The organism is Actinoplanes siamensis, assembly GCF_016862395.1.
Lineage (GTDB): Bacteria > Actinomycetota > Actinomycetes > Mycobacteriales > Micromonosporaceae > Actinoplanes > Actinoplanes siamensis.
The window spans coordinates 103,119-124,417 of sequence record NZ_BOMW01000017.1; the positions used below are offsets into that span (position 1 = coordinate 103,119).

A 21,299-nucleotide genomic window follows, 5' to 3' on the forward strand; every position below is an offset into this window, starting at 1 on the left:
GTCCTCGAGTGCCCTAGGAGTTTGGTCAGGTACGGAAGCGGTGGACGGCCTCGCGCAGGTGCTGCGCCGTCTCCGCCAGGTCGGCCGCGGCGGCCTGGGTGCTGGTGGCGTCCTGGGCGGCCGCCTGCACTGAGCCGGCCAGCACCTCGATGGTCGATGCGATCTCCCGTGAGCCGCCGGCCGCCTCGGAGACGTTGCGGTTCATCTCGGTGGTCGTCGCCGTCTGTTCCTCCACCGCCGAGGCGATGGTGAGCTGGAAGTCGTTGATCTGCGTGATGATCCCGCTGATCTGCATGATGGCCTCGACGGCTCCGCCTGTGTCGCCTTGGATCGCCTGCACCCGGCGCACGATGTCGTCGGTGGCCTTGGCGGTCTCCTGAGCGAGCTCCTTCACCTCCCCGGCCACCACAGCGAAGCCTTTGCCGGCCTCACCGGCCCGGGCGGACTCGATTGTGGCGTTGAGCGCGAGGAGGTTGGTCTGCTCGGCGATCGCCGTGATCACCTTGACCACGTCGCTGATTTCCGCCGAGGAGCGGCCGAGCTTCGTTACGGTTTGCGTGGTCTCCGCCGCGACGGTCACCGCCGCCGCCGCGACCCGGGCCGCCTCGTTGGCGCTGTACGAGATCGACTCGATGGACGAACCCATCTCCTCGCCGCCCACGGACAGCACTTCCACGTTGCGGGAAACCAGCCCCGCGGCCTCAGCCACCGCGTGCGCCTGCTGCGCGCTCTCGGCCGTGGAAGCGCCGAGCCTGCTGCCGGCCGCGCGCACCCGCCCGGAGGCTTCGTTGACCGCCTCGGCCGCGGTGGCGAGCGCCGCGACGGTGTCCCGCATCGCCTGCCGGGCCCGCTCATAGCCGGCCGCCATCCGCCCGATCTCGTCATTCGAATCGACCTCGGCAGGACTCGTGAGATCTCCCCCCGCCATCGCAGCGAGAGCACCCTCGACCCGCCTCACGGGCCGCACCATCGCACCGGCCAGGAACACCGCGGCAGCGCCGGCAAGCGCCAGGCCCACGACCAGCAGGGCCACGACGAGCTCGATGGCCTGGGTCTTCGCCTGCCGAATGGCGCGACCTCCCGCCATGACGCCGTCGGTCTCGAAGCGGGCCAGTTCGTCGAGGTTGTCCTTGGCCATATCCAGTGCGGCGCCCTGGACGAACCGCCCGTTCTGGAAGCTCACCACGTCGTGCGCCCGGCTGGCCGGCAACATCGTCTCGTCGCGCAACTGGCGGTACGTGGCGATCATTCCTTCGGTGGCCGCGATGGTGCCGGGTTGAGCGATGTTGGCGCCCCGGTACGCCGACCACGCCGCGTCGTACGCCGCGTCGCCGGCCTGGATCTCCGCGTCGGCCCGCCTGCGGGACACCTCGTCGGTGAGCGCGACGTGCTCCAGCAGGGTGGAGTCCTCCTGCAACAGCTGCGTCCGGGCCTCGTTGATGCGCAGGGCCTGCTGCACTTGATCATCCGTGATGGTCCTGGCCGTGGCCGCGACCGAATTCAGCTGAATGAGGGCGCCGGCGCCCACCGCGACCGTGGCGATCCCCGAGATCGCGGTTACCAGCAGCATTTTGGTCCGGACGCCCCGGTTCCGCCACCAACGGCCCATGTCTCGGCGCTCCCCCGCTTCCTTTCCTTCAGCATCGCACAGGAATGTCGTATCCAAGGCGAATCTGAGGCGAGGGGGCGGCTACCGCAGCCGGACCCCTCGCCGGAAAAGGTCCGACTGTCAAGCCCGGATCTTGAGGGAGAGCTGGTTAGCTGGTTTTTGACGGTGCGGTGAACTTGTGATCGGCATATTCGGCTTCATGGCGGGTGCACCGTTTTTTTCGTGATGACGAGCATTGAGATGCTGCTCGACAACGCCCAACTCATTCAGGTACGTGCAGGCTTGATGATCATCTTGCCAGGGGTCGGCTATCTAGGATTCATACCGATCATGCAGCGAGTTGAGGGCCGAGTGAACGATGACCGCTCTCGGCTGATCACCTCCACCTTCGAGCCTTCGGCGTGCCGCTGCCGCAACCGGACGCCAGTGCTGTTCGCGCCTGTAGCGACGGGTTCAACGAACCGGCGCCACCATTCCGATCAACCGCGCCGGGCCGATCGAAGGAAAGACATGGCTTTCGATGAAAATGCCAGCCCGGCACATCTCGAGCCCAGCGGGCGTCTCACTCTCCTCGATCCTCTATGCGCATGCCATGCACAAGCGGGCGAAGGGCCGAGCGGCGAGCCGTTCATCGCCGATCGGCCCTTCGCATCCTTCGCAGACGCCGTAGGTCCCCGCGTCCACCCGGCGCAGCGCGTCATCCACCTCGGCGATACGCTCCCGCGCCGTCGCCAGCAGCGCGGTCAGCTGGGCGCGTTCGAAGCCGATGGTGGCACCCTCCGGGTCGTGCTCGTCGTCGGCATTCGAATCGCGCGATGCCAGGAACAGCGCCTCCAGATCCCGGCCCAGCGTCGCGGCCTCAGCCTCCGCCCTCGCTCGCAGCCGCAGCAGCTCGTCCCGGACCATATGGACAGCGTAGCGACCTCCAACGGGCGCCGACGGGGCCATGGAGTGACGCGCGGGCGGCGGCGGATCCGTGCGCCTGCGCCGTCCGAGTTCGCACGGTGTCCGGCTGGCCCGGCATCAGGCCCGGTGACGGTATGAAAGGCTGCGGAAATGGAGTTCGTCTGCTATCACCGCGACCGGCCCGGCTCACTAGCGTTGCGTTACGAGCTGGCGGAACAACATTGGGCGTATATGGATAGGTTCGAAGCGGAATTGATCGCCCGTGGTCCGACCTTCGCCTCGGATGGCGATACCCCGTCGGGGAGTCTTCATATTGTGGACCTCAACGACCCGGCTGCCGCGCGCGCGTTCGCATTCGACGAGCCCAACTACCAGGCCGGGGTATACCAAGACGTGCTTTTGCGGCGGTGGCGCAACGCGCTGGGGCGCACCATGTGGGACTTCCCTGGAGGCCCGGCGGACGGCAACCGGTACTTTGTGCTCGGCTTGGGCCACGGCCCGGGCGCTGACATCACAGTGCCTTCCGATCAGGATCATTTGATCGCGTACGGGCCGCTGTTGTCCGACGATGGCACGACGTGGGTGGGAACCGCCGCGTTGTTGGTCGCTCAGGATTCAGACGAAGCGCGCACGATTCTTAGTCGGGAGCATTATTGTCTCATCGAGGTACATCGCTGGGAATTCGGAGGGCGGAGATAAGCCGTCACCAGTAAGGCGAGCGCACTCATCTCGGCCGAGCTTTGATCACCCCGCCGCCGCGCGCCGTCCCGGCGGATGGTCAGGTCGCTGACGCCCAGGTCGCGCGCCAACTCCCGGACCCGGATCGCCCCGCAGCCACACAGGCGGCCCAGCAGCCGCTCGTGCCGCCGCGCCTGGAGAAGCCGGTCCTCCGCTCCGCTCCGCCGGTGGGGACCGGGCGCCGGCCACTGCCGCCTGTCCACCGCTCACTTCGGCAACGCGCGACAACTGTTCTGCAACTCCACAAGCCTTCAGCGCACCGGGAACGTTCCGAAGTTGATGATGCCCCCGCCGCAGCACCCGCGCCACCCGCCGACGAAGGACAAGCGTCATGGAAAAGCTGAACATGCTGGTCACCTACCTCCATGCTCGCTACTTCGCCGCCGCCGACGACCGGGGCGCCACCGTTGTCGAGTACTCGCTGCTGGCCGCCATCGTCGTCGGCGTCTGCATCGCCGCCTTCTCCGCCTTCGGCGGCCAGATCGCCTCGGTCCTCACCACGCTGACCCGCGAGATCAGTTTTCCCGGCGTCTCCTGACGCGGTTCACGATCGGGCACGAGGGGGCACGGCCGGTGGCCGTGCCCCTTCGTCATTGCCCGCCGGGCCACGCCGGCGCCCCCGTTCGGCCGCGGCGGAGCAGCCACCGAGGCAACCCGGCCACAGCCGGCCGGATCCGTCCGGCGTCGCGCCGCGGCGCCGGACGAACACCGGCCCGCACTCTCGTTCCCGCAGGTCATCGTGGCGCCCCGGGAGCAGCGGACCGGACCACACCGGACACCGGCACGCCGCCCTCCGGCCGGGTCCCCAGGGACCGGTTCCCGGATCAACTGATCTTCCGTTTTCCGATCGGAATTTTCGGTGAGCCGGTTCGGGACGGCAGGCCTTTCCGTAAGCATTGACTCGATAGATGCGTGGCTATACGTTGCCGGTACCTGATCGGCATGTTCCCGAAACTTTTGGAGCGCTTCGACCACCGGAGGCGTACCCCCATGCGAAGTCACCTCGCGGCCGCCCTGGCCGCACTCGCCCTCCTCACCCCGGTCCCCGCCCGCGCCGCGCCCCCCGAACGCGACAGCGGCTATCTCTCCACCAAGGCCGGGCCCGGCCGGTTCCCACTCGTCGCCCGCGGCGTCGCCGCGCCGATCGTGACCAGCGCCAACGACTACGCGGGCGTGCTGCGGGCGGCCGGTGACCTGCGGTCCGACCTCGGCGCCGCGACAGGTGTCACCCCGCGGGCCGCCCAGGACGCGTTCCCCGGCGGCCGCGATCCGATCATCGTCGGCACGATCGGCAGGTCCGCGCTGATCGACCGGATGGTCGCCGGTGGCCGGCTGGACACCCGCGGCATCGCCGGCAAATGGGAGACCTCGCTGCAACAGGTCGTCGACCACCCGCTTCCGGGTGTGCGCCGGGCGTTCGTGATCGCCGGCAGCGATCAGCGCGGCACCATCTACGGTCTCTACGACGTGTCCCGCCTGATCGGCGTCTCGCCCTGGCATTTCTGGGACGACGTGCCGGTCCCGCACGCCGACGCGCTCTACGCCCTGCCCGGCCGGCACAGCCAGGGCACCCCGAAGGTCAAGTACCGCGGGTTCTTCATCAACGACGAGAACCCGGCCACCGGCACCTGGGCGCCGGCCTACTTCGGCCCCGGCAAGGCCCCCGGCTATCCGGGCGGGCTGAACGCCGACTACTACGCGAAGGTCTTCGAGACGATGCTCAGGCTCAAGGCCAACTACCTGTGGCCGGCGGTCTGGGGGCGGGCGTTCGCCGAGGACGACCCGGCCAACCACGCCACCGCCAGCTACTACGGCGTGGTGATCGGCACCTCGCACGAGGCGCCGATGATGCGCGGCATCGAGGAGTGGAACCGCCACCCGGCCGGCACCGGCGAGTGGAGCTTCCGGCGCAACCCGGACGCGATCAAGAACTACTGGCGGGCCGGCATCGAGCGGATGCGCGACCAGGACATCGAGGGCGTGGTCACGCTCGGCATGCGCGGCAACGGCGACGTGAGCCTGCCGGACGGCGACGGCACCGACCTGATGGACTCGATCATCGACACCCAGCGCCAGATCCTCGCGGAGGAGGGCATGCTCGGCGCGCCCCAGGTGCAGACCCTCTACAAGGAGGTGCAGCGCTACTGGGACCAGGGCTACCGCCCGCCGGACGACGTGACAGTGGTGTTCTGCGACGACAACTGGGGCAACATGCGCAAGCTGCCCGACCCGTCGCTGCCGGCCCGCAGCGGCGGGTACGGCCTCTACTACCACTTCGACTACGTCGGCGACGGCCGCAACTACAAGTGGGTGGACACCGCCAACCTGGTCAACACCTGGGAACAGCTGCACCGCGCGTACACGTCCGGCGTGGACCGGCTCTGGGTGGCGAACGTCGGCGATCTCAAGAACGAGGAGGAGCCGACCCAGTTCTTCCTGGACTACGCGTGGAACCCGGATGCGATTCCGCTGGACGGCATCAAGGCCTGGGAACGCCGCTACGCGGCGGAGAACTTCGGCACGCCGCTGTCCGCCGAGATCGCGGAGATCCTGTCCCGGTACGGCGTTCTGCAGTCGCGCCGCAAGCCCGAGCTGCTCAACCGGCGGATCACCGTCGACCCGGCCAAGGACCTACACACCGACCCGTCCGCGGTGATCTACGACGACCAGGGCAACCCGTTCAGCCTCACCGACTACGCCGAGATGGACCGGGTCGTCGGCGAGTGGGTCGCGCTCGCGGATCGCGCCACCCGCCTGCGCGAGCGGGTGCCGGACGCCTGGCGGGACGCGTTCTTCCAGCTCGTCTACTACCAGGTGGCGGCGACCGCGAACCTGTACGAGCTGCGCCGGGCCGAGTTCACCAACATCCGCTACGCGGCGCAGGGCCGGGCCGCGACCAACGACCTGGCCGCCGAGGCGGAGGCGCGGTTCGCCGAGGACCAGGCTCTCAACGCCTACTACAACACCGAGCTGGCCGGCGGGAAGTGGAAGGACTGGCAGCTGCAACCCAAGATCGGGTACGGGAACGTGGCGCGCTACGGCCCGAACGCGCCCTGGCAGCAGCCGGAACTGAACAACGTGGCGCTGCCGGACGAGATCTACCCGTACCTGCGGCGGATCGAGGTGCCCGCCGGCTCCTCGCTGGGCGTCGCGCTGGACGGCGGGGACGCCACCACGCTGCCCGAGTTCAGCCCGTGGCAGGCGCAGGCCCGGCAGTACATCGAGGTCTACAACAAGGGGACGGCGCCGTTCCGGTACCGGATCACCGCGGGGCAGCCGTGGGTGCACGTCACGCCGGCTTCGGGGACGGTGGACAAGCAGATCCGGGCGGGCGTGTCGGTGGACTGGCGGCGGGCGCCGGCCGGGGTCACCGACGTACAGCTGAAGGTCGAAGGCGCGGGAAGCACGGTCCTGGTGCGCGCGCCGATCCGCAACCCGGCGCTCACGCCGCGGGGTTTCGCCGAGGCCAACGGCTACGTCTCGATCCCGGCGACCGGCTTCGACCGGAAGGCCGGCGCCTGGCAGGTGCTGCCCGGGATCGGGAAGGCCGGCGACGGCATGACGCCGGCCGGCGGCGGCTCCCGGCTCGACTACCGGGTGACGCTGACCAGCTCCGGGCCGGTGCGGATCTCTGCCCTGCTGGCCCCGCGGAACGGGCAGCTGCGGTACGCGATCTCGGTGGACGGCGCGGCCCCGCAGACCGTCGACGCGGTCGCCGCGACCGGGGCCAACGACACCACGATGAACCGGCAGTGGGCCCGCAACACCTCGGACAACGTCAACGTCACCACGACCACGCACGAGATCGCCGGGGCAGGGACGCACACCGTCTCGTTCCTGGCGATCGACTCAGCGGTGATCCTGCAACGGTTGATCGTGGACACCGGCGGGGTCAAGTACAGCTATCTCGGCCCGCCCACCAGCCGGAGGTTCTGACATCATGAAACGGCGTGCTCTTCTGGCCGGCTCCGCCGGGATGGCCGCGGCCGGTCTCGTGCCGGACCCGGCCTCCGCGGCCCCACCCACGCCCGGCTCCACCCGGGCGGGCTGGGTGCACACCTGGACCGCGATGCCGCAGCTCACCGAACCGGGCAATCTGCCACCGGCGCCCTTCACCGGGACGGACGCGGTGCTGGTGGACAGCACCCTGCGGCAGACCGTGCGCACCTCGATCGGCGGGAAGTCGCTGCGGGTGCGGTTCTCGAACGCCTTCGGCACCACCGACCTGCCGCTCACCCGGGCCGCGATCGCGCTCCCGGCCGGCGGCCGATCGGGAACGTCCGAGATCGTGCCCGGCAGCTCGCGGGCGCTGACCTTCGGCGGCGAGGCGTCCGTCGTGGTGCCGGCCGGCGCGCAGATCGTCTCCGACCCGGTGGCGATCCCGGTGGCGGCCCGGTCGGCGCTGGCCGTCACGGTCCATCTCGCCACCGGGCAGGCCGGGCTGAACCTGACCTCGCACCCCGGATCGCGCACCACCTCCTGGCTGGCCGACGGTGATCGGGTGACCGAGCCGGACCTGCCGGGCGCGACGCCTGTCGACCACTGGTACCTGCTCAGCGGCGTCGAGGTCACCGCCCCGGACGCGGCCGGGGTGGTGATCCTCGGCGACTCGCTGACCGACGGCCGGGGCTCCACCACGAACGGCAACGACCGCTGGCCCGACCAGCTGGCGGCGCGGTGGCGCGACCCGCGGCTGGCCATCCTGAACCAGGCGGCCGGCGGCAACCGGGTGCTGCACGACGGGCTCGGACCGAACGTCCTGGCCCGTTTCGACCGGGACGTGCTGGGTGTCAGCGGGGCGGCCTGGGTGCTGGTCTTCGAGGGCGTCAACGACATCGGCACGGCCGAGGCCACCGAGGCCGCCCAGCGTCAGGTGATCACGGCGCTGACCGGGGCGTACCGGCAGATCGTCCAGCGTTCGCACGCCCGGGGCCTGCGGGTGTACGGCGCGACGATCACCCCGTTCGGCGGGAACACCGGTTACGACGATCCCGGTGGCCTGCGGGAGCGTGCCCGGGTGGCGGTGAACGGGGTGATCCGGGGCGGGGTGTTCGACGCCTATGTCGACTTCGCCGCCGCGGTGGCCGATCCGGCGGCGCCGTGCCGGCTCGACCCGGCGTTCGACGTGGGAGATCACCTGCACCTGAATCCGGCGGGGTACGGCGCGCTGGCCGCCGCTGTCCCGCGCCGTCTCTTCTAGGTCCCCCCGGACGGCCCGGCACGGTGATGCGGATGCAAGGGGCTCTCCGCCGCCGTGCCGGGCTCCACCCCCAGCACCCCGAGACGTGTCCCGCCCCTGGCTGCCGGCCGCCGGCACGCACCTGGCAGCCGAAGGCCTCCCCGCCGAACGGCACACAGGTGGCCAGGGCCAGCCGCGCGAGTGCGCGCATCTGCGTTCCCTCCGGGGGCGGGCAGTGACCGACATCGCTGCATGGGAGCGCTCCCAGCACAACGGCCCTCAGCTCCGCCGGCCGGCGGCCGAACAGACGGAGGTGCCGGACCAGATGTTCCTGCTGGCCAACCTGGTGATCATGGTCGCCTACTCGGCGATCACGATGGCCATCGCGGTGCCCGTGACGCGGGCCGGCCAGTTGCGTACCAACAAGCTGGCCATCGCCACCGCGATGATCTTCTTCAGCTGCGCGGTGGGGCACGGGCTGCACGCGTTCATCGCTCTGCTGGCAGCGGTCCGGCCGCATGGCGGGCATCCTGGGCACGCCCCGCCCGGTGACTGGTTCTGGACGTCGGCGATCTGGGATGCCTGCACCGCGGCGGTGGCCGTCTACTACTGGTCGCTGCGCCGCAGCTACGGGATGCTGCTCGGCAAGGGCGCGATCTACGTCGACCCGTGGAGCCACCGCCGGCTGGACGAGGCGGACGCGCGGGAACAGGCCGCCCGGGACGTGGCCGAGGCACACCGGATCACGCTGTCCACCGTCGTCGAGCACAGCGACGACGCGATCATCGGGCTCACCCCGGACGGCCTGGTCACCGCGTGGAACCAAGGCGCGGAACGGATCTTCGGTTATCCCACCGAGGAGATGATCGGGCAGCCGGTCGGCGTGCTGGCCGACGCCGGGGCGGGCGACGCGCATCAGCGGGAGGTGCTGTCGCGGATACGCGAGGGCGCCCGGCGGGTCACCTACGAGACGCGGCGCCTGCGCAAGGACGGCGCCCCTGTCGACGTCTCGCTGATGGTCACCCCGATCCGGGACCACACCGGCGCGCTCACCGGGATCTCCACCGTGGCCCGGGACGTCACCGCCGCCAAGGAGCACGCCGAGCGGCAGCGCGCCGTGCAGGAGCGGACCCAGCAGGCGCAGCGCATGGAGAGCCTGGGCAACCTGGCCGGCGGGGTGGCGCACGACTTCAACAACATTCTGGCGATCATCGCGAACTACACCGAGTTCGCGCTGGAGGAGACCGCCGACCGGCCCGAGGTGCACAACGACCTGATCCAGGTGCGCACCGCCGTGGAGCGGGCCACCAACCTCACCCGCCAGCTGCTCACCTTCACCCGCGGCGACGCCATCCAGCCGCGCAACGTGGCGCTCAACGCGGTGCTCGCCGAGACCCAGGCCATGCTGGAGCGCACCATCGGCGAGCACATCCATCTGGTGGTGGCGCCGTCGGAGGTGCCGCTGACCGTGCGGGCCGACCCCGGCCAGCTCCAGCAAGTGCTGCTCAACCTGGCGATCAACGCCCGCGACGCGATGCCGGAGGGCGGCAGCCTGGTCCTCGAGGCGAACTCCGCCGAGCTGGACGGCGACGAGCTGAACATGCAGCCGCCGCTGCCGGCCGGCCGGTACGCCCGGCTGGAGATCAGCGACACCGGCGAGGGGATGCCGCCGGAGGTGGCCGAGCGGATCTTCGAGCCGTTCTTCACCACCAAGCCGCGCGGCAAGGGCACCGGACTGGGCCTGGCCACGGTGTACGGCATCGTCACCGAGGCCGGTGGCAGCGTGAACCTGTACTCGGAGCCGGGCGTCGGCACCACTTTCCGGATCTACCTGCCGCTGGTGGACGCTCCGGAGGACGTGACCCGCGGGGAGCGGCCGGGCGCCGGCCCGCCGCGTGGCGACGGCCGGACGGTACTGGTCGTCGAGGACGAGGCGGCCCTGCAGCGGATCATCACCCGGATCCTGACCGAGAACGGCTACCAGGTGGTGGCCGCCACCGACGGTCGACAGGCCCTGGCCCGATACCACCAGCACGGCTGCGACGTGCTGCTGACCGACGTGATCATGCCGGAGATGTCCGGGCCGCGGCTGGCCGAGTTGCTCACCGAGCGGCAGCCCGGCCTGCCGGTGATCTACATGTCCGGCTACAGCAACGGGCTGCTCGGCAGCACCCACGTGCTGGACGGCGACATCGCGTTCGTCGAGAAGCCGTTCACCGCCGCCGACCTGCTGCACAAGGTGGCCGCGGCCGTCGAGAACCTCCACCCGGCGGCGGTGAGTGCCCGGGAGACCTGATCGCGGACGCGGACGTACCGCGTCACCGTCATCCGGTTTTGACGGCATCAGGGCGGGCATGCGCCCGGCATGCCCGCCCTGACCGAAGTTCCGCCGCTGCCCGCCCATCTGCAGCTGGAAGTCACCTCGGCCTGCAACCTGCGCTGCACCATGTGCCTGGTCCGGTACCGGCCGCCGGTCAACAAGCTGGCCGGGGCGATGCCACCGGAGCTGTTCCACCGGCTCGTCGACGAGCTGCCGCTGCGGCAGCTGACCCTGCAGGGCCTGGGCGAGCCGCTGCTGTCGCCGTACCTCCCGGAGATGATCGCGACGGCGGTCGGCCGCGGGATCCGGGTCGGGTTCAACAGCAACGCCACGCTGCTCAGCCGGCGCCGCGCCGACGAGCTGGTGGCGAGCCGGGTGGACTGGCTGCACGTCTCGCTGGACGGGGCCGGCCCGGCGGTCTACGAGGCGATCCGCGAGGGCGCCAGCTTCGGCGCCGTGCTGGGCAACCTGGCCGGGCTGGTGGCGGCGAAGCGCGCGGCCGGCAGCGCGACGCCGTGGATCCGGGTGGTGTTCGTCGCGATGCGCGACAACGTGGCCGAGCTGCCCGCGCTGGTCCGACTGCTGGCCGGGATCGGGGTGAACGAGCTGCGGGTGCAGAACCTGTCGCACAGCTTCGACGACGCGGCCGCCGGGTACGACGAGATCCGGTCGTTCACCGCGGCCCAGGCCCTGTGGACCGGGGCGGACCAGCTGGCCGCGCGCGGCGCCTTCGCCGCGGCGACGGACGCCGCCGCGGACACCGGCTTGCGCCTGCGCCTGCCGAGCCTGACCGGCGAGGGCGGCGGCAACTGCGCCTGGCCGTGGGAGGCGGCGTACGTGACCAGCGCCGGAGTGGTCCAGCCGTGCTGCATGGTGATGGGCGACGACCGGGTGAGTCTGGGCTCGCTCCACGAGTCCAGCTTCACCCAGATCTGGCACGGCGCGGCGTACCGCGACTTCCGCCGCCGCCTGGACAGCGCCGACCCACCGGACGTGTGCCGCGGGTGCTCCCTCTACCGGCACACCTTCTGAGTCTTGACCGCGCGCCTCCCCTCGGCGCCCGATCAGGTCGACCGGATCATCGCGGGAGGCTGGACCGCACATCACCCGACCGGCAACGATCAACGGGAATGGGTGGTACGAACGGACATTGTCCCCGTCGATCTCGATCCGTTGTGGACGGAACTCCGTGACAGCTGACGGTGGGCAGGGGGCCCACCCGTACTCGCAGGGGGATTCATGTTTCGTACCAAGCGTGCCCGGATCCGTGCCCTGGCTCTGACCGGGAGCCTGGCAGCCGCCGCCGGAACGATCGGCGCGGTCACGTTCGACGCCTCGGCCGCCGAGACGGCCCCGGTGACCCCGGCCGCCCCGGCGGCCCAGGTCGCCGACGCCGCGCGGGCCGCGGCGGGCGCCGCCACGCCGTGGCCGAAGGCGGCGGCGCCGGCGCTCTCCGCGATCCCGGAGGCGATCCGCCCGCCGGCCGGTTCCAAGCCGGTCGGCGCCTACGTGGTCGTCACCGGCACCCAGACCTACACCTGCGTGGTCCCGGCCGGCGGCGCCGCCGGCGGCTACACCGGCGCGTCGACGCCCGAGGCGCAGCTGCTCGGCACCGGCGGGAGGATCCACCACTTCGCCGGGCCGAGCTGGCAGTCGGTCCGGGACGGTTCACTGGTGACCGCCACCAAGGTCAAGGACACGCCGCGCACCGGCACCATCCCGGAGCTGCTGCTGCAGGTGAACAGCCACACCGGCAAGGGAGTGCTGAGCAAGGCCGACTACGTCAGCCGCCTCTACACCTCGGGCGGGGTGGCCCCGGCCGGCGCGTGCGCCGCCGGTGACAAGACCAGCGTCCCCTACCAGGCCCTGTACGTCTTCTGGGACGCCCCGGCCGCCTGATCCAGCCGGTCGGCCGGTCCGGTGCGCAACCGCCGGGCCGGCCGGCTAGCGGCAGGCGATCTCGAACTCCGGCTCCTGCTCCCAGAACCGCGCGATCTCCGTGATGATCCCCCGCAGGTTGCCGGCCAGCTCGGGCGGCAGCGGCTCGCCGTTGTCGTCCCAGCGCGGCGCCGCGGGCAGGGTGAACCGGATCCGGGACACCCCGGACTCCACAGCGATCAGCAGCGTGTGCGCGCCGAGCTGGAGGATCACGTCCTCGCGGCCGGCGCTGGCCAGCGTCACGCCGCTCTCCACGTGCAGCGCCTTCTGCGCCTGCAGTGCTCGCACCGTCATGCCGGTGGCCTCCCAGCTCAGGTCACGCCGAACGGATCGTTCTCAATGATCCTGGTGATGTTCGGGTTCGCCTGCAACGCGGGTTTCTCCGCCGTGTTCCAGACGCTTCGCGACCACGCGTTGTGCGTCCACGCGGTGGCCTCGCCGGTGGCGTTCTGCGCGTAGCGCTCGGACAGCCGCTGCCAGATGCCGTACGCCTGGTTACGGGCGACCGGCGACCCGGCCTCGAAGAGCCGCATGTCGTCGAAGCGCCGGCCGCCCGGCGTCATCTCCAGGGTCGTCGAGGTGACGCCGTCGACCTGCTTCTCCGCGAACGACCGCATCTTCTCGCCGCCCGGCTGCTCGCCGGAGTAGAAGGTGGCGCCGTTGACCGGGCTGCGCACGTCGGCGTTCTCCACCTCGTGCATCAGGCCCCGGAAGGCGGTCCTGCGGCTGCCGTCGACGGTCTTCTCGGCGAGCGTCCGGGCGCCGGCCCGCTCCAGCATCCCGGCGGCCTTGCGGAGCAGGGCGGCGATCTCCCGCTCGATCAGCGCCATCGCCTCGTGGATCAGCTTGCGGCAGGCGGTCCGGGTCAGCGCGATCCACGCCGGGATCTCGGCGAGCGTCGCCCCGGCGGTGACAGTCGCCGTCGCGACCGCCTGACCGACCTCGATCGCCAGGGCGGTGAGCTGGGCGAGGAACGCCGCCTTCAGTCCGATCGTCACACCGGCCATGGCGATCAGCGCGCCACCGATGAGCTCCGCGGCGGTGGCCGCCTCGGTCAGGTGGCGGCCGGGCCCGTCCTCGCCGTTCCACCAGCGCTCGAACGCCTCGACGCCGGCGCCCTCGTTGGCCAGCCAGACCTGACGGGCGGTCGCGGTGGCCTGTTCCGCGTGGGCCCGCATCCGGGTGCCGTGCTCGATCCACGCCCGGCCGTCCGCCTGGAGCTGGTCCTCGTCGGCCTCCGGCCACTCCAGGCCGATCCAGCTCAGCGGCTCGATGAGTTCGGGCGGCAGCGTGATGGTCATGGCGGCTACCCCCCGCCGCCCGGGGACGACACGGAGCCGGCGGCGTACAGATCGGACGCCGCCGCGGCGTCTTCGGCCACGACCGACCGGGCCTGCACGATCAGCGTCGCCGCCGCGAAGCCGACCTGCTCGGTGTACGACCCGATGGCCTCCAGCGCGAGATCGGCAGCGGCCCGGTACGCGAGCCCGAACACGCTCCCGGCCTCGTCCGCGCCCCAGGGACTCGACGACGCCCCGACCGCCGTCTCCAGTGTCCCCAGGTCGTCGGCCATCCGCCGGGCCACCCCGGCGAGGTCCCGCCCGGCCGCCGCGACGCTGTCCGGGTCGATCCGGAGCCGCCCGCTCACCACGGCCGGGCCGCCCGCCGGCTCAGGTCGTACAGCGCGACGGACATCTCGGCGAACCGCCGTTCCGCGGTGTCCGACGACTCGGCCAGCGCGTCCCGGAGCCGCTCGGGGGCCGCCGCCCCGTCATACCGCGAGCCGGCCCGCTCCCGAACCTCGTCCTGGGCCGCGGTGAACGCCTCGATCAGCGCGGCCCGCAGCTCGTCGAGCGGCAGGTACGCCACCCGCGGATCGAGATAGAGGTCGGCCAGCCGGCCGTCCGCGTCCAGCTCGACCCGGACCCGGCCGTCGGCGGCCTCGGCGGATGCGCCGGACGACCGGCCCGGACCGTACGAGAAGTCCCCCATGGCGCCCTCCACATCGGCCATCGGGGGAACGCCGTGTGAAGTGGCGCTCACCCCCTGTGCCGCCGAATACAGCGGAGAGATGGAGCGCGTTCAATGAAAAAGCCCCGCGGAACGAAAAAAGTCCGCGGGGCTCCGACGACCGGAGGTCACTCGGTGGAGTCGGGACCGTTCGTCAGGTCCATCAGCTGCTGCGTGACGTGGTTGGTCAGCGCCTGCTGGTAGCCCTGGGCGAGCTGCCCGAGCTTCTCGATCTCGTCGAGCAGCTGGGCCCGCTTCTCCACCAGGCTGTCCATCGCCTCGGCGTGGTTGCGGCGCGCGTCGCTCTCGATCGTGCTGGCCTTCATCTGGGCCTCGGCGGTGAGCTGGTCGGCCTTGCCGCGGGCGGCCTCGAGCAGCGCCTCGACCTCGCGCTGCGCGTCGCGCATGTGCTCGTCGGCGGTGCGCTGGGCCATCATCAGCACCCGGGCGTTGCGGTCGTCGTCGCCGACTGTCGGCAGCGCGCCGGACGGCGTGGCGCTGCGCGCCCGCTCCAGCTGGGACTGCATGTTCCGGGCGTTCTGCTCGGCCCGGGCGCGGGCCTCCTGCAAGCGCTCGAGCTGGGCCTGCAGGTCGGCGAACTCGTTGGTGATCACCATGGTCGCGGCCGGGTTGCCGCCGGCACCGCCACCGCCGCGCGATGCCTGGCTGCGGAGCGAGTTGTTCTCCTCGAGCAGGCGGATCAGCTCCTGCTCGACCTCGTCGAGGAAGGCGTCGACCTCCTCCTCGTCGTACCCCCGCTTGCCGATCGGCGGCTTCTTGAAGGCCACGTTGTGGATATCAGCTGGGGTGAGCGGCATCGCATTCCTCGGTTCCCGTCGGCGGACGTGGTGCGGCCCGAAATCCTACGCAACAGCGGCACGTTACCGCCCGTGGGCATGATCACGCGGCCCTGAAGCCGCTGACCAGGCTCGATGTGAGCAGGAGCACGCCCGGGCCACTGCGTGCAGGTCACGGATAGTACCGGCCGGAGGCTCGGGCGCCCAGTGCCGGTCAGGGCAGCCCGAGGTGGACGGCGACCGCGGCGTGCAGCCCGACGCCGAGCACCGAGCCCAGGCACATCGACCGGCCGGCGGACACCCGCCGGGGCTCCCGGGCCTGCCACAGCCCGACGCCGACGGCGAGGGACACCACCATCACGCAGAGTGCGCCGGGCAGGGCGGCCGGCGTCCGGTCACCCACGCAGAGCAACTGCGGGATGAACCCGGCGTCGAATCCGATCATTCGAGGCCACCGTTTGCGCCACCAGCCGGCCACCCGCCCCACCCCCTAAGCGCATTGTCCGAAGTAAATGTAATTACTCGGCACCTGCGACTTCGGGCACGGTCGGATGTCACACCTTGGCGACCCGGACCTCCCCGGCCCGGTGCTGCAGCACCCCGGTGACCACCCCGCCGACCAGAACCGCCGCGCACGACGCGACCACCCCGACCGGCGACAGCCCGGGCAGCAGCGTGAGCAGCAGCACGAGTGGCGCCCCGAGTCCGGGCCAGAGCACCGCGGCCCGCCACCGCCGGGACAGCACCCCCTGCACGACCGCCGCGCTGAGCAGGTAACCGGCCAGTCCGGCGCCGAGCACGCCCCGGGCGCCCGAGGTGAGATGGTCCTCGGCGCCGTGCAGGACGGCGTGCTCCAGCCCGACCGCGACGGCCGCGAGGCTGACGGCGAGCGGCAGATGGGCGTACACATAGAAGTCGTGCACGCCCTGGCGGGTGTGCTCGCCACCCTCCTCGACCAGGCGGCGTTTCGCCGCGCCGCCGGAGAGGTCGAAGTAGGACCACCAGAGCGCGGCCGCGGCCAGGAAGCCGAAGGTCGCGGTGACCACCACCTCGGCCGCCCAGTGCCCGTCGCGCAGGCCCACCACGGCTGCTGTCACCGACTCGCCGAGCACCAGGATGACGAAGAGCCCGAAACGCTCCGGCAGGTGTTGCATGTGCAGCGGCGGCGCGTCCGGGACTCGGGCCGCCAGCGTCGGCCCGATCAGGTCCAGCAGGACGCCGACGGCCCACAGGACGTAGCGGGCGGGACCGGGCAGGGCGAGCGAGACGGTCCAGCAGGCGGCGCCCGCGGCATGACCCCAGAGGTACGGCCGGATCCCCGCCCGCGCCTGTGGAAGGTTGCGCCACACCCGCAGGTACCCGGCGATCAGCACCACGCGCAGCAGCACGTACCCCATTGCGAACCAGCGCGCGTGCTCGCCGATCGCCTGCTCGGCCGAGGCGGCCATGACGATCACCCCGGCCATCCCGGTGAGCGTCAGCAGCCGGAAGATCGCGTCGTCGGTGTCGAACCGGTTGGCGTAGAGCGTGGTGCTCGCCCACGCCCACCAGCCGGCCACCAGGATCGCCACGAACCGGAACCCGCCGCTGAGCGTCTCGTGCCCGGCCAGCACGTCCGCGCAGCGCGCGACGAACAGCACGAAAGCCAGGTCGAAGAAGAGCTCCAGCCGGGTCGCCGAGCGGTTGGAGTCACGGTTGACGTCGGGTGGCCGGACGAGCTCGCGCTCCTCCTCGTCCTCCCGGTCCAGCCGCTCCCGCTCGGCCTTCGCGTCGGCCATCGCACCTCCCCAGGTCGTGCGCGCGGCATACCCAGTCGGGGCCCGGCGGAATCAGGGGCGCACCGATGCGACAGGTGGCCGGCTGCTCCGCCGTACCCCGCGATTGCCCGCGCCCAGGACCATTTCCTCCGGCTCGGCGCCGGCGCCTCGCCGAATCATCCGGACGGGGTCGCCGAGAACACGCACTTCCAGGCGCACGGCGCGATCGAGGTGGCCCGGCTGGTGGTGACCGCGGGCCGTACCATTCCGGGTCGCGACCACCACGCCCGGCGCGACCCGGCCATCCCCGACGACGTGCTCAGCTCGCCGGTCACCAGGCCGCCGAGAGTTGAAACCTCGCGGCAGCCGAAATGGCGGTTAACGCCGTTATTCATCGCGGCCAATGATCGACGAAATGTGAACAACCGGCGCCCGGACGCTGGATGGCCCCGCGGAACGGGGTAGACGCTTTTCCCGTGACCGAAACAACAGTGGTCCTCGTTCTCGTGGTCGTCACCGCCCTCGGCTTCGACTTCACCAACGGTTTCCACGACACGGCCAACGCGATGGCGACCTCGATCGCCACCGGCGCGCTGCGTCCCAAGGTGGCCGTGCTCCTGTCCGCCGTGCTCAACCTGGTCGGCGCGTTCCTCTCCGTGGAGGTCGCGCTCACCGTCACGAACGCGGTGGTCAGAATCCAGAACAGCGACGGCATACCGAAACCGGAGCTGCTGTCCGACGGTGGCCGGGGGTTGTTGCTGATCGTGCTGGCCGGCCTGGTCGGCGGCATCCTCTGGAACCTGCTGACCTGGTTGCTCGGCCTGCCCTCCAGCTCCTCGCACGCGCTGTTCGGCGGCCTGATCGGCTCCGCGGTGGCCGGCCTCGGCTGGTCCGGCGTCAAGTGGACCGGCGACGGCAGCAAACTGGACGGCGTGGTCGGCAAGGTGATCCTGCCGGCGCTGATGTCGCCGGTGATCGCCGGCCTGGTCGCCGCGGCCGGCACCTGGATCATCTACCGGATCACCGCGGGGGTGGCGGCACGGTTCGCCGGGAACGGCTTCCGCTGGGGCCAGATCGGCTCGGCCTCGCTGCGCGACCGGCTCGATCCTGGGAAGCGGCGTCGGCAAGCCCGGTGCGCGGGTGCGCTGGGCGGTCGCCGGCCGCATGGTGGCGGCGTGGCTGATCACGCTGCCCGCGGCGGCCGTGGTGGGCGCGCTGATGTGGTTCGCCGGCGACCTGATCGGCGGACTGGCCGGCGCGCTGGTGGTCTTCGCCGTCCTGGTGGCCCTGGCCGTCCACATGTACCTGCGCTCGCGCCGGCAGCCGATCGGCCACAACAACGTCAACGACGAGTGGGACGCCCCGGCCGCCGCGCCGAGGGTCACCGCCGGCGCGGCGAGCTGAGAGGGGCATCACGTCGGTCGCGGCGACCGGCTCCGGCAAGGCGCTGAGCTTCGAGCACCTCTACCCGACCATCGTCGACGAGCACTGACCGGGAGCGACATGAGCGAGCAACGGTCCAACTTCGTCACCCGCGCCGTGGGCTGGCTGCGCGCCGGGTACCCGGAGGGGGTGCCCCGGCGGGACTACGTCGTCCTGCTCGGCCTGCTGCGGCGCAAGCTGACCGAGAACGAGGTCCGCAGGATCGCCCGGGAACTGGTCACCCAGCCCCGCCCCGGCGACGGCCCGATCACCGGCGCCGAGATCGAGGACCTGATCAGCGAGACGATGCTGCAGGAGGCGACCCCGGCCGACGTGGTCCGGGTCTGCGCCCATCCGGCCGCCGGCGGCTGGCCACTGGCCGACCCGCCCACGGAGTGAGGGCGGCTCGGTAGAACCCGGGCGGCGCAGGTGGGCGGCGTCCGGGTTCCGGTCCCGATCACTGGACCCGAGCCACCGGCATCGGCCCGGTTACGGAAGAATTGCTGATCAGATCTTGTGCCACCCGGCGACGTCGATCTCGATCAGCTTTTCGGACGCCGGCGACAGAAAGGACGACCGACGTGACGGTGACCCAGAGCGCACCCGCGGTCCGCACCCAGCCCGGGCCGACCGACAACCAGGCCGTCCTGATCGTGCACGGTAAGGACCGCACCGGCATCGTGGCCGCGATCAGCGCGGTGCTCGGCAAGCACGACGCCAACATCGTGTCGCTGGACCAGTATTCCGACAACCCGCACGGCGGGGCGTTCTTCCAGCGCACGGTCTTCGCGCTGGACCACCTCAAGGCCCGGCTCCCGCAGGTCGAGCTGGACCTGCAGGCCAAGCTCGCCGAGGGTTTCGAGCTGGAGTACACGCTGCGTGACCTGTCCGTCCCGAAGCGCGTCGCGATCTTCGCCTCCAAGGACGACCACTGCCTGCTCGACCTGCTCTGGCGGCACCGCCGCGGCGAGCTCCCGATCAACGTGTCCATGGTGATCTCGAACCACCCGGACACCGCGAACGAGGTCCGGTTCTTCGGCGTCCCGTTCTTCCACGTCCCGTCCGCCGGTCCGGACAAGTCCGCCGCCGAGGCCCAGCACCTCCAGCTGCTGCGGGGCAACGTCGACTTCATCGTGCTGGCCCGCTACATGCAGATCCTCAGCGGGGACTTCATCGGGCGGGTGGGCGTCCCGATCATCAACATCCATCACAGCTTCCTGCCGTCCTTCATCGGCGCGGGGCCGTACGCCAAGGCGAAGCAGCGCGGGGTGAAACTGGTCGGCGCGACGGCCCACTACGTCACCGAGGATCTCGACGAGGGGCCGATCATCGAGCAGGACGTGATCCGGGTCTCACACGCCGACACGGTGGCGGACCTGCAGCGGCGCGGGGCGGACGTGGAGCGGGCGGTGCTCTCCCGGGCGGTCCGCTGGCACAGCGAGGACCGGGTCATCCGCCACGAGAACCACACCATCGTCTTCGCCGGCTGATCCCCAAGCTGGTCGTGAGGGTGTCCCGCCGACCCCGGAACACACGCCTCGCGCCCAGCCACACGATCCCGGCTGGCATCCGGGGAGGCGCCCGCGGATCAGAGGGCGGCAGGCCGGGGCGTGCCAGTCAGCGGCGGCGCGTTGCCGGGCGGCTCGGCGGGCCGGGGCGCTGGGCCACCCGGCGGCCGGGCCGGGCTGGGCGCGGCAGGCGGGTGGTTCGGGCCCGATGGGTGGGGTCAGGCGGGCTGGGTGGTCGGGACGGAGATCCAGCTCGTGTACTTGCCGGTGCGGTCGTCGCCGGAGGACTGGCCCCGCAACCGCCGCTGGATCCACGGCAGCACGTGCTCCCGGTAGTAGCGGGCCTCCGCCAGCAGCCCACCCTTCCCCCCGGGACCGGGATCGATGACGTGGGCCGGCGTCGGATGTCCGAGAGCGGTCAGCACCACGCTGGCCACCCGGCGATGGCCGGCCGCGTTCAGGTGGAGGCGGTCGGCGGACCAGTAGCCGGCGCGCTGGATCTCCTGATCGTGGAACATGTCGACGAAGGTCAGGTCGTACTTCTCCGCGAGCGGCGCCACCGCCGCGGTCAGCGCCTCGCCCTTGCGCCGCATCGAGCCGCCCATCGGCAGGCGCGCCGACGGGTCGGCGCCGGAGAGCAGCAGGACCTGGACCCCGTTGTCCAGGCACCGCCGGATGGCGTTCTCGGTCATCTCGACCAGGGTCTTGAGGTCGCCGCCGGGGCGCATCATGTCGTTGCCGCCGCCGTTGAGCGACAGCAGCGTGGGCTTCGGGTCCAGGGCGAGCGCGGCGTCGAGCTGCTCGGTGACGATCGGCCGGAGCAACCGGCCGCGGATGGCCAGGTTCGCGTACTGGATCGGCTCGCCGAGCCCGGCCGCCAGCCCGGCGGCGACCAGGTCGGCCCAGCCCCGCTCGCTTCCGTCCGGCTGGGTGTCGCCCATCCCCTCGGTGAAGCTGTCCCCGATCGCGACGTACCGCATCCCGCACTCCTGCCGGTCGTACCCGAGTTGATCAGTCCCAACATTAGGCCCCCACGGGATCCGGGCACGCGGCGTCCTGTGCGGCGTGACCGGCCTCGCCGCGCCGACCCTCCGGGCCGGGCCGGCTTCACCGCG

At 71.4% G+C, this 21,299-nt stretch carries 23 protein-coding genes; 11 read left to right on the forward strand and 12 right to left on the reverse strand.

Translation table 11 applies throughout. The features are described from left to right. Positions 1–25: 25 nt before the first annotated feature. Both Asi03nite_RS08800 and Asi03nite_RS08805 read right to left on the reverse strand, forming a co-directional pair. Entirely contained in the window at positions 26–1,609 is a 1,584-nt protein-coding gene (locus tag Asi03nite_RS08800; RefSeq protein WP_203678047.1) for a methyl-accepting chemotaxis protein, read from the reverse strand. A gap of 579 nt (positions 1,610–2,188) precedes the next feature. Next, positions 2,189–2,515: a TraR/DksA family transcriptional regulator gene (locus Asi03nite_RS08805; RefSeq protein WP_203678048.1), complete on the reverse strand. Its 327-nt coding sequence runs from the start codon at positions 2,513–2,515 to the stop codon at positions 2,189–2,191. A gap of 150 nt (positions 2,516–2,665) precedes the next feature. On the opposite strand from Asi03nite_RS08805, the gene Asi03nite_RS08810 reads away from it, so the two are divergent. Next, positions 2,666–3,214: a YciI family protein gene (locus Asi03nite_RS08810; protein ID WP_203678049.1), complete on the forward strand. Its 549-nt coding sequence runs from the start codon at positions 2,666–2,668 to the stop codon at positions 3,212–3,214. Here Asi03nite_RS08810 and Asi03nite_RS08815 read toward each other — a convergent pair. Beyond that, on the reverse strand, positions 3,166–3,456 hold the full coding sequence (locus Asi03nite_RS08815; RefSeq protein ID WP_203678050.1) for a DeoR family transcriptional regulator: 291 nt from the start codon (positions 3,454–3,456) through the stop codon (positions 3,166–3,168). The genes Asi03nite_RS08810 and Asi03nite_RS08815 overlap by 49 nt on opposite strands. A gap of 128 nt (positions 3,457–3,584) precedes the next feature. Here Asi03nite_RS08815 and Asi03nite_RS08820 point away from each other — a divergent pair, with 128 nt between their 5' ends. The 7 genes from Asi03nite_RS08820 to Asi03nite_RS08850 all read left to right on the forward strand — a co-directional run bounded on the left by Asi03nite_RS08820 (position 3,585) and on the right by Asi03nite_RS08850 (position 12,651). Then, the gene (locus tag Asi03nite_RS08820) at positions 3,585–3,791 is read left to right on the forward strand and encodes a Flp family type IVb pilin (protein WP_203678051.1); all 207 of its coding nucleotides are present in this window, start codon (positions 3,585–3,587) and stop codon (positions 3,789–3,791) included. A 452-nt stretch (positions 3,792–4,243) separates the two neighbouring features. Next, on the forward strand, positions 4,244–7,189 hold the full coding sequence (locus Asi03nite_RS08825; protein ID WP_203678052.1) for a glycosyl hydrolase 115 family protein: 2,946 nt from the start codon (positions 4,244–4,246) through the stop codon (positions 7,187–7,189). A 4-nt stretch (positions 7,190–7,193) separates the two neighbouring features. After that, positions 7,194–8,453, forward strand: coding sequence for an SGNH/GDSL hydrolase family protein (locus Asi03nite_RS08830; RefSeq protein ID WP_203678053.1), 1,260 nt, complete (start codon positions 7,194–7,196; stop codon positions 8,451–8,453). A 214-nt stretch (positions 8,454–8,667) separates the two neighbouring features. Beyond that, positions 8,668–10,728 carry an ATP-binding protein gene (locus tag Asi03nite_RS08835; RefSeq protein ID WP_239102552.1) on the forward strand — a complete coding sequence of 687 codons (2,061 nt, stop codon included), beginning with the start codon at positions 8,668–8,670 and terminating at the stop codon, positions 10,726–10,728. A 69-nt stretch (positions 10,729–10,797) separates the two neighbouring features. Next, the gene (locus tag Asi03nite_RS08840; RefSeq protein WP_203678054.1) at positions 10,798–11,784 is read left to right on the forward strand and encodes a radical SAM protein; all 987 of its coding nucleotides are present in this window, start codon (positions 10,798–10,800) and stop codon (positions 11,782–11,784) included. 3 nt (positions 11,785–11,787) lie between these two features. Continuing rightward, on the forward strand, positions 11,788–11,952 hold the full coding sequence (locus Asi03nite_RS08845; protein WP_203678055.1) for a hypothetical protein: 165 nt from the start codon (positions 11,788–11,790) through the stop codon (positions 11,950–11,952). A 39-nt stretch (positions 11,953–11,991) separates the two neighbouring features. Then, positions 11,992–12,651, forward strand: coding sequence for a DUF3455 domain-containing protein (locus Asi03nite_RS08850; RefSeq protein ID WP_203678056.1), 660 nt, complete (start codon positions 11,992–11,994; stop codon positions 12,649–12,651). 45 nt (positions 12,652–12,696) lie between these two features. On the opposite strand, the gene Asi03nite_RS08855 is transcribed toward Asi03nite_RS08850, so the two are convergent. The 8 genes from Asi03nite_RS08855 to Asi03nite_RS08890 all read right to left on the reverse strand — a co-directional run bounded on the left by Asi03nite_RS08855 (position 12,697) and on the right by Asi03nite_RS08890 (position 17,649). After that, entirely contained in the window at positions 12,697–12,984 is a 288-nt protein-coding gene (locus Asi03nite_RS08855; RefSeq protein ID WP_203678057.1) for a hypothetical protein, read from the reverse strand. Between the two features lie 17 nt (positions 12,985–13,001). Beyond that, the gene (locus Asi03nite_RS08860; RefSeq protein WP_203678058.1) at positions 13,002–13,991 is read right to left on the reverse strand and encodes a WXG100-like domain-containing protein; all 990 of its coding nucleotides are present in this window, start codon (positions 13,989–13,991) and stop codon (positions 13,002–13,004) included. 5 nt (positions 13,992–13,996) lie between these two features. Further along, positions 13,997–14,338 (reverse strand): hypothetical protein, encoded by a 342-nt coding sequence (locus Asi03nite_RS08865; RefSeq protein WP_203678059.1) that lies wholly within the window; start codon positions 14,336–14,338, stop codon positions 13,997–13,999. Beyond that, the gene (locus Asi03nite_RS08870) at positions 14,335–14,703 is read right to left on the reverse strand and encodes a YbaB/EbfC family nucleoid-associated protein (RefSeq protein ID WP_203678060.1); all 369 of its coding nucleotides are present in this window, start codon (positions 14,701–14,703) and stop codon (positions 14,335–14,337) included. The genes Asi03nite_RS08865 and Asi03nite_RS08870 overlap by 4 nt, the downstream gene beginning before the upstream one ends. 125 nt (positions 14,704–14,828) lie before the next feature. After that, the gene (locus tag Asi03nite_RS08875) at positions 14,829–15,518 is read right to left on the reverse strand and encodes a DivIVA domain-containing protein (RefSeq protein WP_203678061.1); all 690 of its coding nucleotides are present in this window, start codon (positions 15,516–15,518) and stop codon (positions 14,829–14,831) included. Positions 15,519–15,711: 193 nt separating this feature from the next. Then, positions 15,712–15,942 carry a hypothetical protein gene (locus Asi03nite_RS08880; RefSeq protein WP_203678062.1) on the reverse strand — a complete coding sequence of 77 codons (231 nt, stop codon included), beginning with the start codon at positions 15,940–15,942 and terminating at the stop codon, positions 15,712–15,714. A gap of 109 nt (positions 15,943–16,051) precedes the next feature. Beyond that, a complete protein-coding gene (locus tag Asi03nite_RS08885) occupies positions 16,052–17,275 on the reverse strand; it encodes a low temperature requirement protein A (protein ID WP_203678063.1) in 1,224 nt (407 codons plus the stop codon). 155 nt (positions 17,276–17,430) lie between these two features. Beyond that, a complete protein-coding gene (locus Asi03nite_RS08890; protein WP_203678064.1) occupies positions 17,431–17,649 on the reverse strand; it encodes a hypothetical protein in 219 nt (72 codons plus the stop codon). Between the two features lie 81 nt (positions 17,650–17,730). Here Asi03nite_RS08890 and Asi03nite_RS08895 point away from each other — a divergent pair, with 81 nt between their 5' ends. The 3 genes from Asi03nite_RS08895 (at position 17,731) to purU (ending at position 20,166) form a co-directional block, all read left to right on the forward strand. Then, entirely contained in the window at positions 17,731–18,705 is a 975-nt protein-coding gene (locus Asi03nite_RS08895) for an inorganic phosphate transporter (protein WP_444978640.1), read from the forward strand. Positions 18,706–18,757: 52 nt separating this feature from the next. After that, complete coding sequence (locus Asi03nite_RS08900; RefSeq protein ID WP_203678065.1) at positions 18,758–19,075, forward strand: DUF3349 domain-containing protein; 318 nt, start codon at positions 18,758–18,760, stop codon at positions 19,073–19,075. Between the two features lie 182 nt (positions 19,076–19,257). Further along, positions 19,258–20,166 carry a formyltetrahydrofolate deformylase gene (purU, locus tag Asi03nite_RS08905; RefSeq protein WP_203678066.1) on the forward strand — a complete coding sequence of 303 codons (909 nt, stop codon included), beginning with the start codon at positions 19,258–19,260 and terminating at the stop codon, positions 20,164–20,166. Between the two features lie 236 nt (positions 20,167–20,402). Here purU and Asi03nite_RS08910 read toward each other — a convergent pair whose 3' ends face one another. Then, positions 20,403–21,164 (reverse strand): SGNH/GDSL hydrolase family protein, encoded by a 762-nt coding sequence (locus Asi03nite_RS08910; RefSeq protein WP_203678067.1) that lies wholly within the window; start codon positions 21,162–21,164, stop codon positions 20,403–20,405. Positions 21,165–21,299 lie beyond the last annotated feature (135 nt).